Annotated in this window: 15 protein-coding genes and 1 pseudogene; 7 read left to right on the top strand and 9 right to left on the bottom strand. The window is 67.4% G+C overall.

Annotation, left to right across the window (positions count from 1 at the left end):
* Positions 1–27: 27 nt before the first annotated feature.
* The 4 genes and pseudogenes from A5790_RS00405 to A5790_RS26450 all read left to right on the top strand — a co-directional run bounded on the left by A5790_RS00405 (position 28) and on the right by A5790_RS26450 (position 3,115).
* Entirely contained in the window at positions 28–1,335 is a 1,308-nt protein-coding gene (locus A5790_RS00405) for a sensor histidine kinase KdpD (RefSeq protein ID WP_082694195.1), read from the top strand.
* Between the two features lie 18 nt (positions 1,336–1,353).
* The gene (locus tag A5790_RS00400) at positions 1,354–1,785 is read left to right on the top strand and encodes an SRPBCC family protein (RefSeq protein ID WP_066840483.1); all 432 of its coding nucleotides are present in this window, start codon (positions 1,354–1,356) and stop codon (positions 1,783–1,785) included.
* A 164-nt stretch (positions 1,786–1,949) separates the two neighbouring features.
* A pseudogene (locus tag A5790_RS26455) lies at positions 1,950–2,392 on the top strand (aldehyde dehydrogenase family protein); the annotation flags it as partial.
* 108 nt (positions 2,393–2,500) lie between these two features.
* Positions 2,501–3,115, top strand: a complete 615-nt coding sequence (locus tag A5790_RS26450) for an aldehyde dehydrogenase family protein (protein WP_369829749.1) — start codon at positions 2,501–2,503, stop codon at positions 3,113–3,115.
* On the opposite strand, the gene aceA is transcribed toward A5790_RS26450, so the two are convergent.
* Positions 3,039–5,339 (bottom strand): isocitrate lyase ICL2, encoded by a 2,301-nt coding sequence (gene aceA / locus A5790_RS00385; protein WP_066840477.1) that lies wholly within the window; start codon positions 5,337–5,339, stop codon positions 3,039–3,041. The genes A5790_RS26450 and aceA overlap by 77 nt on opposite strands.
* 55 nt (positions 5,340–5,394) lie before the next feature.
* The gene (gene lhgO, locus A5790_RS00380) at positions 5,395–6,603 is read right to left on the bottom strand and encodes an L-2-hydroxyglutarate oxidase (protein ID WP_066840475.1); all 1,209 of its coding nucleotides are present in this window, start codon (positions 6,601–6,603) and stop codon (positions 5,395–5,397) included.
* Positions 6,604–6,762: 159 nt separating this feature from the next.
* On the opposite strand from lhgO, the gene ripD reads away from it, so the two are divergent.
* On the top strand, positions 6,763–7,305 hold the full coding sequence (ripD, locus tag A5790_RS00375) for an NlpC/P60 family peptidoglycan-binding protein RipD (RefSeq protein WP_066840467.1): 543 nt from the start codon (positions 6,763–6,765) through the stop codon (positions 7,303–7,305).
* On the opposite strand, the gene A5790_RS00370 is transcribed toward ripD, so the two are convergent.
* Positions 7,298–8,197: an RNA polymerase sigma-70 factor gene (locus A5790_RS00370; protein WP_156656254.1), complete on the bottom strand. Its 900-nt coding sequence runs from the start codon at positions 8,195–8,197 to the stop codon at positions 7,298–7,300. The two genes, ripD and A5790_RS00370, sit on opposite strands and share 8 nt — an antisense overlap.
* Entirely contained in the window at positions 8,194–9,354 is a 1,161-nt protein-coding gene (locus A5790_RS00365) for an NAD(P)/FAD-dependent oxidoreductase (protein WP_066840456.1), read from the bottom strand. The genes A5790_RS00370 and A5790_RS00365 overlap by 4 nt, the downstream gene beginning before the upstream one ends.
* A gap of 96 nt (positions 9,355–9,450) precedes the next feature.
* Here A5790_RS00365 and A5790_RS00360 point away from each other — a divergent pair, with 96 nt between their 5' ends.
* Positions 9,451–10,644 carry an acyl-CoA dehydrogenase family protein gene (locus A5790_RS00360; RefSeq protein ID WP_066840453.1) on the top strand — a complete coding sequence of 398 codons (1,194 nt, stop codon included), beginning with the start codon at positions 9,451–9,453 and terminating at the stop codon, positions 10,642–10,644.
* Here A5790_RS00360 and A5790_RS00355 read toward each other — a convergent pair whose 3' ends face one another.
* From A5790_RS00355 to A5790_RS00340, 4 genes are all read right to left on the bottom strand, one after another.
* Complete coding sequence (locus A5790_RS00355; protein ID WP_066840452.1) at positions 10,645–11,604, bottom strand: haloalkane dehalogenase; 960 nt, start codon at positions 11,602–11,604, stop codon at positions 10,645–10,647.
* 5 nt (positions 11,605–11,609) lie between these two features.
* The gene (locus A5790_RS00350) at positions 11,610–13,166 is read right to left on the bottom strand and encodes a class I adenylate-forming enzyme family protein (protein WP_082961506.1); all 1,557 of its coding nucleotides are present in this window, start codon (positions 13,164–13,166) and stop codon (positions 11,610–11,612) included.
* 66 nt (positions 13,167–13,232) lie between these two features.
* Complete coding sequence (locus tag A5790_RS00345; RefSeq protein WP_066840449.1) at positions 13,233–14,192, bottom strand: esterase family protein; 960 nt, start codon at positions 14,190–14,192, stop codon at positions 13,233–13,235.
* Between the two features lie 224 nt (positions 14,193–14,416).
* A complete protein-coding gene (locus A5790_RS00340; protein WP_197696683.1) occupies positions 14,417–15,076 on the bottom strand; it encodes an MOSC domain-containing protein in 660 nt (219 codons plus the stop codon).
* Between the two features lie 131 nt (positions 15,077–15,207).
* On the opposite strand from A5790_RS00340, the gene A5790_RS00335 reads away from it, so the two are divergent.
* A complete protein-coding gene (locus A5790_RS00335; RefSeq protein ID WP_066840445.1) occupies positions 15,208–15,642 on the top strand; it encodes a DUF4383 domain-containing protein in 435 nt (144 codons plus the stop codon).
* 33 nt (positions 15,643–15,675) lie between these two features.
* Here the strand turns inward: A5790_RS00335 and A5790_RS25645 are convergent, their stop codons facing one another.
* Positions 15,676–15,816, bottom strand: a complete 141-nt coding sequence (locus A5790_RS25645) for a hypothetical protein (RefSeq protein ID WP_156616962.1) — start codon at positions 15,814–15,816, stop codon at positions 15,676–15,678.
* Between the last annotated feature and the right edge of the window lie 68 nt (positions 15,817–15,884).

Below are 15,884 nucleotides of genomic sequence, written 5' to 3'. Positions count from 1 at the left end.
CGCCTGTACCAGCTGCTGACCCGCGTGATGTCACTGCGCATCATCGTGATCGTCGCGGCGCTGTCGGTGGTCGCGTTGGTGATCACGCTGGGCGCGTGGGTGTGGTTCGGCGTCACCAACGACCAGTACAGCCAGCTGGACCGTCGCCTCGACTCGGTGAGCAGCCTCGGCGACATCAGCGAACTGCTGCGCACCGCGCAACAGGCCGACGTCAACCCGCCCATCCCCGACGGCGGCCTGGTCCGCACGGCCCGCGTCGACGAGATCACGGTCTCCATACCGGAGAACATCGTGTTGCCGCGGTTCGACGTCGGTTACGCCGACACCACCATCGACGGTGTCGAATACCGGGTCCGGACGTTCACCGCCGGCGACGCGTTGATCGCGATCGGCGCACCGCTCGCCGAGACGCAACGCCGCATCGACGAACTGCACCGACGGGTGCTGCTGATCTGCGGGGGCGTGATCGTGGGCACCGTGCTGGTCGGGTGGGTCATGTGGTCGATCATGATCAACCCGTTCCGCTTGCTGGCCCAGCAGGCGCGCGCGATCAACGCCCAGTCCAAACCGGAAGAGGTTCAGGTGCGCGGCGTTCAGGAGGCCGTCGAGATCGCCGAAGCCGTCGAGGGGATGCTCGCCCGGATCGGTGATGAACAGCAGCGCACGCGTGCGGCACTGGAGTCGGCGCGGGATTTCGCCGCGGTGGCCTCGCACGAACTCCGCACACCCCTTACGGCGATGCGCACCAACCTCGAGGTGCTCTCCACGCTTCAGATGCGTGACGAGCAGCGCCAGGAGGTGATCGCCGATGTCATGCGCACCCAGAGCCGGATCGAGGCGACGCTGACGGCGTTGGAGCGACTCGCGCAGGGCGAACTGACCACCGTCGACGACTTCGTCCCCGTCGACATCACCGAATTGCTGGACCGTGCCGCACACGACGCGATGCGCAACTATCCCGGGCTGAAGGTGTCGCTGTCGTCGTCGACGACGGTGCTCATGGTGGGCCTGCCTGCCGGGTTGCGCCTCGTCGTCGACAACGCGATCACCAACGCGATCAAGCACGGCGACGCCACCGAAATCCAGCTCGGCGCGGTCGCTTCCGGTGAAGGCGTGCAGATCACCGTCGACGACAACGGTTCGGGGATCCCCGAGGAGGAGCGCGCCGCCGTGTTTGAGCGGTTCTCCCGCGGCTCGACGGCGGCGCGATCCGGGTCGGGGCTGGGGCTGGCGCTGGTCGCCCAGCAAGCCGAGTTGCACGGCGGCACGGCCGCGATGGAGGCCAGCCCACTCGGAGGGGCCCGGTTGGTGTTACGCCTGCCCGCGCCGAGCTGAACTGATTACGATCCGAAGATGGCCAAACTCGAGTTGTCGCGTCAGCTCACGTTGACTCCGCAGGAGGCATGGGAGCACGTATCGGATCTCAACTCGTTGGGGGACTGGATGGTCATGCACGAAGGCTGGCGCAGCGAGCTGCCCGACGAGCTGACGGTCGGCACCACGATTGTCGGCGTCGCGGGGGCCAAGGGGTTGCGCAACCGCGTCACGTGGACCATCAAGCAATTCGACCCGCCCAAGCTGATCGAGGTCACCGGAAAAGGTGTCGGCGGCACCAGGTACGGGCTCACGATGACGGTCGCCGAGGTCGACGCCGGTTCGGCGTTCACTCTCACCATGAACCTCGGGGGAGCGCCGCTGTTCGGGCCCATCGGCGCGACGGCGGCCCGCGCGGTCAAAGGCGATATCGAACGTTCGATCCGCAAATTCGAAGAGCTCTACGGCTGATCACTCCGGGCCGCCAAGCCGCGGCGCGTGGCGCGGTTGACCACGATCGCAGCGGGTACCACTCTTCGCGTGTCGCAGACCATGGAAATGACCGTTCTGGACCCCCGCACTGGCGACGAAGTCAGCAGGATTCCGATCACCGATCCTCGAGCTGCGTCCAAGCCGTGGGACGAGCCCGCGCAGCCGCGCCGGGGTGGGCGCGCACCCCCGCCGCCGAACGCGCGGCCGCGCTGACCAAGGCGGCCGCAGCGGTTCGAGCCGCGGTCAACGAACGTGAGACCGGCAAGACCCGCGACGACGCGTTGGGCGGAGTCGACGCGGGCGCGGGCACGCTGGTGCAGTACGCCGAACTCGGCCCGCGGCATCGCGGCCGCAGCCTGCACGGCTCCTGGTCAGCAACCGATCTGATGGTCCCGAACCGGGCGGCGTCGTTGCGGTACTCACCCCGTGGAACGATCCGGTCGCTGTGGCGGCCGGCCTGCTGGGCGCGGCGCTGGTGACGGGAAATACGGTGGTGCACAAGCCAAGTGAGCGGTGTCCGGCGACCGGTCGGCGGTTCGCCCAACTGTTGGCCGAGCAACTTCCCGACGGCGTGCTGGAAATCCTCGACGGTGACGGATCGGTCGGCGGCCAGCTTGCCTCGGCGCCCGACGTCGACGTGGTGGCGCACGGTTCGTTCTACCCGCCGACGGTGCTCGCCGACTGCACACCGGAGATGTTGGTGTTCTCTGAGGAGACCTTCGGTCCGGTGGCCCCGGTACGAGTGGTTCCGGACTTCGACACCGCGTTGCGTGAAGCGGCCGACGACCGCTACGGCCTGGCCGCGACCGTTCTGACCGCAGACATGGGGCACGCTCAAGAGGCGTGGCGAGCTCTACCGGTGGGCACCGTGAAGATCAACGATGTGTTCGGCGGAGCGCCCGGCGGGGCATCGCAACCGCGCCGCGCGAGCGGTAATGGCTTCGGCTTCGGCCCGGAACTGCTCGACGAGATGACCGCGATGAAGGTCGTACACATCTCGCCGCCGAACACCTGGGGCACTCTCGCGCGGCCCACCTCACAGCGAAACATTCTCCCAGGGCCCAGCTGTCAGCATCACCTTCGATGCCCACCTCACAGCGAAAAATTCGCTCCCAGCGACTTTTTCGCTGATAGGTGGGCGCTGCGCCGACCGAGTCCGCGAGAGGGCAAGGGTCCGCTGCAGGTCCGCGCGAGAGGGCACCGGTCCGCGGCCCCGCGGGGGGTCAGCGGCCCTAATCCTCCTTGCGGATCAACCGGCCCAGCGCCTCGCGATCGGGGGCCAGCAGCTCCTCGATCCTCGGCTGGTTGATGTCGGCCACGATGATCTCGCCGACCTCCTGGTACACGTCGGTGAAGATGCCGTGCGACTTCATCTTCTCGGTCTGATAGATGTTGTCCTCGGTCGGCGTGACGTAGTACATGATCTCCGGCTTGAACCGGTGGATCAGCCACAGGTGCACCACGCTCATCAGGCGCTTCTGGCGCAGCTTCTCGGCGAACGTGTTCTGGTCGCGCACCGTCAGGATGCTGCGGCCGTGCCGGTCCTTGATCGGGTCGACGATCACGTTGGCGAGTTTCTCGTCCTCACCGTCACGCTCACCGAAGATGCCCAGTTCCAGCACGTCTGACCCGGGCCGGGTCGGGCGCAACTGCACCCGCAGCCGCTCGTCGAGTTTGTAGTGCTCACCCCACATCGCCAGCCACTCCTCGAGCAGCTTCTTGGGCACCTCGGTCTGCACCAGATGCTGGTGCTGGGTCGAACCCTTGCCCATCGCCTTGGTGGTCGCCAGGCGGCCCGACGACGCGGCAAGCGCGGCATCGCTGCGCGGCCCGCCGACGAGCGTCTGCGGTGTGCGGTAAGGCGATTCGACCAGGCGCATCTTGCGCTGCAGCCGCGCAAGCGCGAGCATGCCGTCCTGGCGCAACGCGGTGGCGAACTCCTCGGACGCGACACCGTCGACCTGATGACCGCCGTAGGTGATGAAGTTGAAGACGAAACCCATCTTTCCGAGTTCTTCGGGAAAGACCCGCATCTCGTCATCCGTCATGCCGGTCGTGTCCCAGTTGAACGAGGGTGACAGGTTGTAGGCCAACATCTTTTCCGGGAACTCGGCGTGAATCGCCTCGGCGAACTCGCGTGCGTCGGCAAGGTCGGCGGTCTTGGTCTCCATCCACAGGATGTCGGCGAACGGCGCGGCGGCAAGCGATTTCGCGATCGCGTAGGGGATACCGCCGCGAACCTGGTAGTAGCCTTCCGGCGTCTTGGCCAGCTCGCAGTCCCAGCCGACCGCCGCCCCGATCTCCCTGGCCTTCTCGCGCGCGGTGTAGAGAGGGGCGCGCTCGGCGAACGCCCGCCACTCCGCGACGCTCATGTCGAGTTGCTCACCCTCGCTCTCGCGGAACTCGAGCAGCTCGGCGACCGCCTCGCCGTAGGTCATCAAGCCGGCGTCGAGCTGCCAGGCGTCGACGGCCTTGGATTCGACCCGGTCGAAGATCGCGTCGATCTCACCGTCGGGGCGGTCCCGGTACTCCGATGCGGCCTCGGCGACCGCATCGCCGATGCCGTGGTGATCGAGCCAGGCGTTGGCGGTGACGTACTCACCTTCGGGCAGCGCGTAGAGCAGATGGCCGTTGAGTTCGGTGACGCCCGCCTCGTAGAAGCGCCGCATCATCGCCAGATAGCACGACTTGTACGACGGCACCTTGAGGTTCGTCACGCCGAGCAGGAACGGCTGGTCGCGCTCGTCGGCTCGGCTGTCGATCAGGTTGGCCGCCTCGGCGTCGGTGCGGGCCACGATGATGCCCGGCACCCGCATGATGTCGAGCTGGAACCGCGCGGTGTTGAGCCGTTTGATCTGCTCGTCGGAGGGCACCAGCACCTTGCCGCCCTGATGGCCGCACTTCTTGGTGCCCGGCCGCTGGTCCTCGATGTGGTAGCCGGGCACCCCCGCCTCCACGAAGCGACGAATCAGGTTGCGCACGTGCGGATCTCCGCCGTGGCCGGTGTCGGCGTCGGCGATGATGAACGGGCGGAAGTCGACGGGAGGGGGCGCTGCCGCGAGTTGTTCGCTGGTCATCTGCAGCCGCAGGTACTGCTGGTTGCGGTCGGCGGTGAGCAGCGCTCGGACCAGCCCCGCCGCCTCCTCGGGCACCTGGCTGAGCGGGTAGCTGGCCAGGTCGGGGCCGGGGTCTTCGGTCGTCGACCCCTTCGCCGACGTCGCCCAGCCGCCGAGGTAGATGCCCTCGATGCCCATCCGCTTCATCGTCACGGCCTGGCCAGGCGAGTATGGGCCGAACGTGGTGATGCTCTTCTTCTGTGCGAACAGTTCGCGCAGGCGCTCGTAGAAGGCCGTGGCGGCCTCGCGCGCCACGATGTAGTCGGAGGGGATCGTGCCGCGCTGCTCGGCGACCTGACGGGCCGAGTAGAGGCGGATGATGCCGTCAAATCTCGGGCTGTCGAAGTACCGCTGCGTGGCAGCGACCTCCTGGTCGAACGGGGTCTGAGGCGCGGCGTCCGTTTCGATGATGGCCATGCCCCCACAGTACGACCCGGCCTTTGCCGGGGATGGCGTTATCAGCAGGGAGGCGTCACGTCGACGCCTCAAAGGTGTCCGCGATGCGCTCGGCGATCGCCAGCGCCGAGGTCGCCGCCGGTGACGGCGCATTTCGGAGCACCACGACGCGGCCGCGCACGCTGATCCGGAAGTCGTCGACCAGACCGCCGTCGGGGTCGAGGGCCTGGGCCCGCACGCCGGCGGTGCCGGGCACCACGTCCTTGTCACGCAACGACGGCACGTAGGCCCTGGCGGCAGTGATGAATCGCCGCTTGGACAGCGAACCGGACACCTCGCGGACACCCGTGCGCCAATGCCGCCTGGCGAACCGCCAGAAAGCGGGCGTCGAGGCGATCGCGCTCAGATCGCGCAGCGACACCGTGCCCCAGGTGTAACCCTCACGTGCCAGCGCGAGCACCGCGTTGGGTCCGATGAGCACCTGACCGTCCACGCGCGGGGTGAGGTGCACACCCAGAAACGGATAGCGCGGGTCGGGCACGGGATAGACCAGACCGTTGACGAGATCGCGCCGGTGCGGTTTCAGCGCGTAGTACTCGCCCCGGAACGGCATGATCACCGGATTCGGGCCGTCCCCGGCCATTTCGGCGAGCCGGTCGCTCTGCAGACCACCGCACACGACGGCCCGGTCGAACCGGGCCTGGTCGCCGATTCCCTCCGCACGGGTGCTGACCACCACGTCGGAGTCGCCCACCCGTAGGCCGGTCACCTCGTGTCCGAGAAGGACTTTCGCACCGGCATTCGTGGCGTCGGCGGCAAGCTCCCTGGTCACCTCCGCATAGTCGACGATCGAGGTCGACGGGGAGTGCAGCGCGGCGATGCCACGCACATTGGGTTCGAGCTCAAGCAGTTCCTCAGGTCCGATGATCCGCACCCCGGGGACACCGTTCGCCGACGCCCGCCGTTCGATGTCGGCGAGTCTGTCCTTCTCCTCGTCGGTGAGCGCGACCAGGACCTTGCCGCACGCGATCCGGCGGATGCCACGCTCGGCGCAGAACGCTTCGAGCAGGCCCACCCCGCGACGACAGAGCACGGCCTTCTGCGAACCGGGTTGGTAGTACAGACCCGCGTGCACCACCCCGCTGTTCCGGCCGGTCTGGTGCGACGCGAGACGGTTTTCCTTCTCGAAGAGCGTGACATCGGAGTCGGGACGACGCCGCACGATCTCGCGGGCCACCGCGACACCGATGATGCCGCCACCGACCACTGCGATCCGTTCGGTCATCGCCGGGCGCCACAACAAAGGGAGGTAATCACTGTTCGGTTACGGTACTGCATCTCATTGACGCTGAGCCAGGCGCGAATTGGCGTCACGAGCAAACCACGCGTACAAGTGATTACAGCGCCATCGGTATGCGCGCAGACGAAGAAAGAGCAACGAACCATGAGACGCATCTACGCCTTGGTGATCGGTGTCGCCCTGTTGGTGGCCATCCCTGGGGTGGCGGTCGCCGCACCATCCTCGCGGTCCGCGGCGAACCAGCAGGCGGTCGACCTCGTGATCGCGCGCGGTCTCGCGCAGCGCGGCGTCCCCTTCTCCTACGGCGGGGGAGACGCCAACGGGCCGACGAAGGGCAGCGGCACGCCCGAGAACGTCGCCGGACTCGACCGCGAAGGCCACATCGTCGGCCTGGATCCCGCGCTGAGCACCGTCGGTTTCGACGCGTCGGGCCTGATGGTCTATTCGTTCGCCGGTATCGGAGTCAAGCTGCCGCGGTCCTCGGGCGCGCAGTACAACGTCGCGCAGAAGGTGTTGCCGTCCGAGGCGCTGCCCGGTGACATGATCTTCTACGGCCCCAACGGGAATCAGAGCGTCGCGCTGTTCCTCGGCAACGGGCAGATGCTGGAGACAGCGGACACCGGGGTGACGGTCTCCCCGGTGCGCACCAGCAACATGGCGCCGTACCTGGTCCGCATCATCAAGTGAGCGATCGGGGCTGACCGCCGGCGATAGCGCGCAGCTTGTCGGGATTTGCGATGTTGTGGATGGTCGCGATGCGGCCGTCGTCGTCGAGGTCAACGGTGAGCGTGGCGATGATGCGTCCAGCGCCGCTCAGTACGATTCCGGGGCCGCCATTGATCTCCACGACTTCAGCTGTCATATCGGCGATTTCGATGCCTTCATAGGGGCGCTTGGCGGTGCCGGCGAGCCAGCGGGCGACGTTGGCCGCGCCGATGAGCGGTCGCAGCGCCTGGCGGACCTTGCCGCCGCCATCGGTCCACAAGGTCACCTCCGGCGCGAGCATCTCCAACAGCGCGTTGATGTCACCGCCGACGCTCGCGGCGAAGAATCGCTCGGTGACTTGCCGCTTCTTGGCCCGGTCGGCCTCGAACCGCGGTCGGCGGGCCTGGACGTGCTCGCGTGCGCGGTGGGCGGCCTGTCGCACCGCCGACTCGGAACGTTCGACGGCTTCGGCGATTTCGGCGTAGCTGAAGTCGAACGCCTCCTTGAGAACGAACACCGCGCGTTCCAGCGGGCTGAGGGTCTCGAGCACGACGAGCATCGCCAGCGAGACCGAATCGGCGGTGACGGCGTCGTCGGCGGCATCGGACGCGGTCAGGATCGGCTCCGGAAGCCACGGCCCCACATAGGTTTCGCGCTGCCGCTGTGTCGAGCGCAGCCGATCCATCGATAAGTTCGACACGATGCGTGACAGGTAGGCTTTGGGGTCGGATACCTGGGAGCGGTCGTCCGCCGACCACTTGAACCACGCGTCTTGGACCACATCCTCGGCATCGGCGGCCGAGCCGAGTATGCGGTAGGCGATCGCGAACAACAGGTTGCGGTGATCGGCGAACGTCTGCTGGTCATCGGTCACTTTGTCAACCTGCCCCCGCGGCGCCACATGGCGGCGCCGAACGCCGGGATCAGCTTCAGCAGGCGGTAAGTCGTCCAGGGGCTGGAGCTCACCGCCTCTTTATACGCGACGGCGAACCGGCCGGCCAGATAGAACCATCCGGGGCTGTCGTCGGCATGGGTGAACTGGATGACGGCGTCGTCACGTCCCAGGCTGACCGGCTGGTGGATGTAGCCGAAGCGGAATCGCTTGGGGCTCTTGCCCTTCAGCTCACGTGCGATCGACGCTGCGGTGTGCACACCGGTGGGGATGCCGCTCTGGCAGGTGCCGTGAATGATGCCGTATCCCTGCTGCACCGCGGCCGCGTCGCCGACTGCGTAGACGTTCGGGTGGCTGACGGAGCGCAGCGACTCGTCGGTGACGATGCGTCCACGCTCGTCGACCGTCAGCCCCGCCGTCGCAGCCATTGGTGACACCCGCACCCCGGTCGTCCACAGCACAGCCTGCGCCGGGACCACCTCGCCGTCGGCCAGCGCGACGCCGTCGGCCATCACCTTCACGATCTCGACGCCGGCGCGCACCCGGACGCCGAGGCGTTCCAGCCCGGCGTGCAGTCGTGCCCGCGCCTTCTCGCCCATCATTGCGCCGGGAAACTGGCGGCTCAGCAGAACAATGTCGAGCTCGGGATGTTGTTCGGCGATCTCGGCCGCGGACTCGACGCCGGTGAGCCCGGCACCGGCGACCACGACGGGGCCGTCGCCGATCCGCTTCAGGTGCTCGGCGAGCAGTTGGGCGTCCTGGGCGCTGTTGAGGGTGTAGGCGAACTCGTCGACGCCCGGGACGCCGTTGCTGTCGGCGACGGCGCCCAGCGCGTAGACCAGGGTGTCGTAGCGCAAGATCGTGGCGTCATCGATGCGAACGGTCTGCGCGTCGGCGTCGATGCCGGTCACCCAGCCGTGGACGAACTCGATGCCGGTGCCGGTGAGCCGGTCGGGTATCGGCAGGTTGTTCAGCTCCTGGCCGGAGGCGACCTGGTGCAGCCGCAGCCGCTCCGTGAAGCGGGTCTGCGCGTTGACCAGCGTGATGTGCACGTCGTCGCGGCGCTTCAACCGGCCCGCCAGCGCCGTGGCCGTCGCCATACCGGTGTAGCCGCCGCCAAGGATCACGATGTTCTTCATGGGTTGCTGCCTTTCTCGTCTGTCCTCACACACCCCAGACGTATGCAGCGACCGGATTTGTGACATCGGATCGCCGACAACTGATAGAGAAGACGGATGACCTCGACGTTGGAGACCTCGGCATCGGCCGGTGACATCACGGCGAAAGCGCGCGGGCTCCGTGATCTCGTCGCCCGCGAGGCCGGCGAGTCGGAGCGGTTGCGCACACTGAGCCCGACCGTGGTCGAGGCGATGTGGGACACCGGCCTGATGACGGCGTTCAACCCCGCTGCCGCCGGCGGCAGCGAACCGTCGTTCGCCGAGATGATCGAGACCTGGATCGAGATGGCGTGGCAGGACGGGTCTTTCGGCTGGATCGGCATCGCCAACCTGCCGTCGTCGTTCGCTGCCGCCGCGTACTTGCCGGACGCGGGCTTCGCCGAGGTGTTCACGGCCCACGAAAACCGGGTCACGATGGGCGGGCAGTTCTTCCCGAACGGTCAAGGCGCCGCCGTGCCCGGTGGTTACCGGCTGACCGGGTCGTGGAGCTTCGGTTCGGGGATCGGGCATGCGCAATTTGTCGCCGCGGGGTTCCTGCCGATGGACGGGACCGAGATGCGCTGGGTCAGCGAAGGTGTGCCTGACATGCAGATCGCCATCCTGCCGCGTCAGCAGGTCAGCTTCAACGACGGTTGGCACGTGCAGGGGCTCAAGGGGACGGGTTCCTACGACTACAGCGTCGAGGACGTGTTCGTTCCCGCCGAGCGCACGTTCGCGTTGTTCACTCGTGAGCCGTTGCGCGGATCGTCGCCCGCGACGCAGATGGGGATGATGCCCGTCACCGCCGCCGGGCATGCGTCGTGGGCGCTGGGCGTCGCCAAGAGCATGCTCGACGATGTCGAAGAGCTGGCCGCCACGAAGTTCCGGATGAGCGACATGGCGTCGCTGGCGAGCCGGCCGACCTTCCAGAAAGGGCTGGCCCATCACGTCGCGGCGTGGCGGGCGGCGCGGCTGCTGGTGCTCGATGCGTTCGCAACGGCAGAAGCCAGTGTGGCGGCGGGGGAGGACCTCACGCCGACCCTGCGCGCGGACATGAGGGTGGCCGCGGTGTACGCCACCGACGTGGCTCGTCAGTGCGCGGAGTGGGCACATCTGGCCGCGGGCACCAGTGCGATCCGCGAGGGCAGCCGCCTGGAACGTGCGTTCCGCGACATGTACACCGGCACCCAGCACGCGTTCATCAGCGAGAAGGTGGCGATCGACGCGGCTCAGGTGTGGCTCGGCATCATCGACGACCAGTTTGGGCTCTGATCACCCTGTGCGGGCGATGAATTCGGTGATGATGCGGCCGAGTTCGTCGCCCCGCTGCTCCTGAATGAAGTGGCCCGCACCCGTGACCGTCGTGTGCGGTTGGCCTTTCGCGCCGGGAACGTGTTCGGCGAAAATTTTGTCCCAACCGCGCGTCGCCGGATCGCCATCGGAGTACGCGGTGAGAAACGGCCGGCGCCACTGGCCGAGCGCGGCCATGGTCTCGCGACCGATCACGGCCCCGGGATCGTTGCGCGTCAACGGAATCAACGCGGTCATTTGGCGTAGGCCTGCGGTGTACGAACGGTCGGGGAAGGGTGCGTCGTAGGCGGCTCGCACGTCCGGGCTCAATGGACCGGCCACCGCGTCGAGGAAGAAGCTCGGAACGAGTTCCGGTGAGCGTTGGTAGTACGCCACGTAGTCGAGGAGGGTCTCCTGAAGGATGACCTGACCGTCGCCGACGGCGTGATGCGCCCATTCGAGCTTGCCCGCCAGGCCTGGGTCGCAGGTGTGCAGGATCGTATTGGTGACGACGACGCGGGCGAAGCGGTCGGGTTCGCGCGCAAGCACGCTGAGCCCGATGGGCCCGCCCCAGTCCTGTACGACCAGGGTGATATCGGTGAGATCCAAGCGGGTGATGGCACTGTGGATCCAGTCGACGTGCCGCTTGAAGGTGTAGGCGGTCGGGTCGGTCGGCTTGTCCGAGCGGCCGTAGCCGATGTTGTCGGGCGCGATCACGCGCAGACCCGCCCCGCACAGCACACCGATGACGTGCCGGTACAGATAGGACCAGGTCGGTTGACCGTGCAGCAGCACGACGACGGGCGTGTCGGACGGCCCCGCATCGACGTAATGCATTCGTAGCGGGCCCATTCCGCGTGTCTGCACGTCGACATAGCTGGGGGCGAACGGGTAGTCGGGCAGCGCGGCGAAACGGTCGTCCGGTGTTCGCAGGACATCCATCCCAGTCACCGAACAACCGATTCGAGGACGCCGTCGACGATCATGGTGCTCAGCGTCCTGCGGTCGAACTTTCCGCTGGGCAGGATCGGGATCTGGTCACTGGCGGCCAGCACCCAGCGGGTCGGCACCTTGTATGTCGACAGGTGCGCGCGGGCGTGGGCGGCCAACGTGTCGATGTCGACGCGTGCGGCGGCGGGCACGACGACTGCGCACACCTGCTCCCCGCGTAGGGGGTCGTCGATACCGAGCACGAGACACTGTGCCACGGCGGGGGATTCCTCGATGACCGCCTGGACCTCGAGCGGTGAGACGTTGGCCCCGGCGGCCTTGATCATGTCGGTGGTCCGGCCCACGTAGAACAGCCGCGGATCGCCCGGTCTGCGGTAGACGCGATCGCCCGTGTGGTACCAACCGTTTTCGTCGAAGGTCTCCGACCGTTCGCGTTTGTTGTAGCCGGCCATCACGCCGATGCCGCGGATCAGCAGTTCGCCGACCTGCCCGTCAGAAACCAGTGCGCCGTCGTCGTCGACGATGCACATGTCGGTGTATGCGAATCCGCCCGCGGTCTCGGACATGGTGCGATGCACGGGATATCCGTCGGGTACGTCGACCATCGCGATGTCGAGCGGGCCGTCGCGCAGCATCGGCGCGCAGGATAGATCGCGGCCGGGAAAGCTCGGATGCTCACGGAGCCGCTGGGTGAACGCGGGCCATCCGACGACTCCAGCGGCCCGCTCGCGTTCGATCAGATCGAGTGCGCCCTCGGCGTCCAGTTTCGGCATGACGAGCACCGTGACGGGTTCGTGCAACGCACCGGTCGCCGCGAGCAGCCCGCCGACCCAGAAGAACGGCATCGCACACAGAATCCGCACTGCACCTTCGCTTTTGGATACCGCGCGGATCGCGTTCGGCCATGTCGATGTCTGTCGCACGAGGGTGCCGTGCGTGTGCATGACGCCCTTCGGGTCCGCTGTCGAGCCCGACGTGTGGATGACAACGGCCAGATCGGCGGGGCTCACCTCGGCCTCCGCGGCGGCCAGCAGCTCGTCCGGTAGGCCGTCGGCGTCGCCGTCAAACCGCGTGGCCCAAGGGGGAACCGGGCCGTCGACGAACACGATCCGACGTAGGTACGGAGCGCCCGTCATGGCCAACTTTCCGCCCCGCTGGGTCGTCAACTCCGGCCAGGCCGCTTCGAACCGGTCGGCGACATCGATGCTCAGCACGCGCCGGGGAGCGACGATCAGCGCAACGTCGGCCAGCCGAGCGACTTTGGCGATCTCGGCCGGGGCGTAGAGCGTGCTCAGCGGCACGACCAGCGCGCCGATGCGGGAGGCCGCCAACCACCAGAGCATCCAGTCCACCCCGTTGGGAAAGAACAGGCCGATGCGGGTTCCTTTGCCGACGCCTTGCCCCAGCAGCCACCGCGCAATGCGGGCCGAGCGCTCGTGCGCCTCACGGTAGGTGAGTCGGTCCGTCGGGGTGACCAGATAGGTGTGGTCGCCGAATTCGTGGCATGCATGCGCCAGGAGCGCGGGAACGGTCGGTCGCGGCTGCTGCGTCACCCCGTGATTGTCTCCAACGCGCACTGGGCGACCGCACGAGGCGGTCGCCCAGCGGCGTCAGCGAGCTCAGGCGCCCAGCGTGGCCTGGATGTCGCCCTTCATCGCGGCCAGCTGCGAACCCCAGTAGCCCCATCCGTGGGTGCCGTTGGCGGGGAAGTTGAACGTGCCGTTGCCTCCACCGGCTGCCTGGTAGGCCTGCTGGAAGCTCTTGTTGCTGTCCAGCGTGATGGTTTCGAGGAACTGGCCGGCGATGTCGCCGCCGCCTCCGAGTTCGGACGGGACGCCGTTGCCGCAGTACACCCAGATGCGGGTGCCGTTGGCCACCAACTTGCCGACGTTGACCGTCGGGTCGTTGCGCTTCCAGGCCGAGCTGCCCGGCGGGCCCCACATCGCCGTGGCGCTGAATCCGCCCGCATCGCGCATCGCGACGCCGACCAGCAGCGGCCAGATGCCCTCGGAGAGGTTGAGGAAGCCCGACAACGATGCCGCGTAGCGGAACTGGCCGGGGTGGTAGGCCGCCAGGATCAGCGCCGCGCTGCCCGACATGGACAGGCCGACCACCGCGTTGCCGCTGGGCGAGACGCCCTTGTTGGCGGACAGGTACGCCGGGAGTTCAGACGTCAGGAAGGTCTCCCACTGGTAGGAGTAGCGCCCGCCGTTGCCGACCGCGGGTCCTTGCCAGTTGGTGTAGAAGCTCGACATGCCACCGACCGGCATCACGACCGACAAACCGGATTCGAAGTAGTTCTCGAACGCGGCGGTTTCGATGTCCCAGCCGCTGTTGTCGTCGCGCGCCCGCAAGCCGTCGAGCAGGTAGACCGCGTGCGGGCCACCGCCCTGGAACTTGACCGGGATGTCGCGGCCCATGGCGGCCGATGGGACCATCAGCGTTTCGACGGGAAGGCCCGGTCGTGAGTATGCCGCTGCGGTGGACGTGCCACCCACCGCCGCGACCAGGCCCGGTATGAGCAGGGCCGCCAGCGCGCCGGCCATCATGCGGCGCGCCCAACTGTGTCGCAATGTCATCGCTGTGAACTTCCTGGTCGAGGGATACCGCTGAGCGGTCATCGCGGATGGGCGGACCGGAGCCGGGTCAGGGCTGCCGGTTCAGGCGCTGCTGCTTCACACCTGCCGCGATACGGGACACCCGCCGCGCGTAGCCGCTGCTGACGGTTATGTCGGCACCGGCAGCGGTGCCGTTACCAAAGCGTGGGGTGCGTCACGGTTCCGCGGGCGGGCCGCGGTGGTGCCTATTTGCCGTTGGTCGACAGGCGCTTGCGGACGTAGGTCTTGAGTTCGGCAGACAACGCGTCGGCCGCGAGCAGCTGTGGAAGCAACGACGCGTCGGACATCCTTGCGCGGAACGCCAACTCGACGGTCACCTCGTGGTCGGGGCGGTACTCGACGGAGATCTCGTCGCCCGCGCCCACCGTTCCCGGTGAGATGACGCGCAGGTACGCACCGGGTTTGGCGGCCGTGGTGAAGGTCTTCATCCAGCGGTCGATCTGCAGGAAGGCCGCGAAGGTGCGGCACGGTGTGCGCGGCGCCGAAACCTCGAGCAGGAGACCGTCGGTGCCGACGCGCCAGCGTTCACCGATTCGCGCCTGTGTCACGTCGACGTTCGTCGTGGTGAGGTTCTCGCCGAACATGCCGTTGGTCAACCGGCGGTCCAGTCGACTTTCCCAGTCGTCGAGGTCTTCTCGCGCGTATGCGTAGACGGCTTGATCGTCACCGCCGTGCAGCTTCTTATGGCCGATGGTGTCGCCGACGAGTCCGCTGCCCAGGCCGCCGCGCATCGGTCCCGGCGCGCGCACCGCGACCCGGTCCGCCACGGCGACCTTGTCGATGCCCGTCGACCTCGAGGGCGCATCGGGATTGACCCGCACTCGCGCAACGTTCACCGACAGCACTTCTGCCACCCGGACAGGTTAGCCACGGAGCGGGCGAGCCGCCTGGCGGGATTTTGCACTCGACCCCTTCACAAAGTACTACTACCGAGCGTAGTATTTGCCGAGGTATCGACAACCAGAAGGGTGTCACCGTGAAGTGGAGTTTCGCCCAGGTCGGCCTGCTGGTCATCGCCGCGTTCCACGTCATACAGGCGGTGATCGGCTTCATGGTGGAGCCGAGCTTCGCCACGGGCCCGGGCGCACCGACTGCGCAGGTACTCGGAATGGATTACAACGGCTGGCACGCCGTCGCCGGTCTCGCCCTGTTCGGACCGGGACTGGTGTTCGCGTTTCGCAAGTCGTGGTCGGTGTTGTATCTGCTCGTCGCGGCGGTGGCGGGCGCGTTGCCGGGCATCTGGGCGTTCTTCTCCCGCCAGGTGGCGTACGTGTTCACGTTCCCCAACAACATCACCGACGCGATCGTGCATCTGGTCACCTCAGCGGTAATGCTGGCGGTGGCCGGTATTCAGATCCGCATGGACGGCGGTGTGCAGAACTCGCTTGCTGATCTGCGCAGGGGGTCGTGACCCGGCACCGCCTCCGCTAGTGTGCCGGCGGCGCTAGTTAGCTCCGTCCTTGTCGTCGGCCGAAGGGATTCCCTCGGGCGGCGGCGACGAATACGCGGGAGCCGTCGGCGGGACGCCTTGCTCCGCGCCCTCACCCTGGTTCGCATCGTCGGAGGCTTGTTCGGGTGAGCTCATCAGTTCTCTCCTAGTCCACGATGGTCTCGCCGAGCGATACCCGAACCCCTTGTCACGGAAACCGCGGA

The organism is Mycobacterium sp. 852002-51152_SCH6134967 (genome assembly GCF_001667105.1).
Classification (GTDB): domain Bacteria; phylum Actinomycetota; class Actinomycetes; order Mycobacteriales; family Mycobacteriaceae; genus Mycobacterium; species Mycobacterium neumannii_A.
The sequence above is the reverse complement of the archived record's forward strand: the minus strand, read 5'-3'. Positions and strand labels throughout refer to the sequence as shown.

Coding starts and splice junctions, on each gene's coding strand:
- lhgO (WP_066840475.1), bottom strand. CDS start 6,603: ATGACCGAACGGATCGCAGTGGTCGGTGGCGGCATCATCGGTGTCGCG.
- aceA (WP_066840477.1), bottom strand. CDS start 5,339: ATGGCCATCATCGAAACGGACGCCGCGCCTCAGACCCCGTTCGACCAG.
- A5790_RS00355 (WP_066840452.1), bottom strand. CDS start 11,604: ATGGATGTCCTGCGAACACCGGACGACCGTTTCGCCGCGCTGCCCGAC.
- A5790_RS00400 (WP_066840483.1), top strand. CDS start 1,354: ATGGCCAAACTCGAGTTGTCGCGTCAGCTCACGTTGACTCCGCAGGAG.
- A5790_RS25645 (WP_156616962.1), bottom strand. CDS start 15,816: ATGAGCTCACCCGAACAAGCCTCCGACGATGCGAACCAGGGTGAGGGC.
- A5790_RS00405 (WP_082694195.1), top strand. CDS start 28: ATGTCACTGCGCATCATCGTGATCGTCGCGGCGCTGTCGGTGGTCGCG.
- A5790_RS00345 (WP_066840449.1), bottom strand. CDS start 14,192: ATGACATTGCGACACAGTTGGGCGCGCCGCATGATGGCCGGCGCGCTG.
- A5790_RS00360 (WP_066840453.1), top strand. CDS start 9,451: ATGACCTCGACGTTGGAGACCTCGGCATCGGCCGGTGACATCACGGCG.
- A5790_RS00365 (WP_066840456.1), bottom strand. CDS start 9,354: ATGAAGAACATCGTGATCCTTGGCGGCGGCTACACCGGTATGGCGACG.
- A5790_RS26450 (WP_369829749.1), top strand. CDS start 2,501: ATGTTGGTGTTCTCTGAGGAGACCTTCGGTCCGGTGGCCCCGGTACGA.
- ripD (WP_066840467.1), top strand. CDS start 6,763: ATGAGACGCATCTACGCCTTGGTGATCGGTGTCGCCCTGTTGGTGGCC.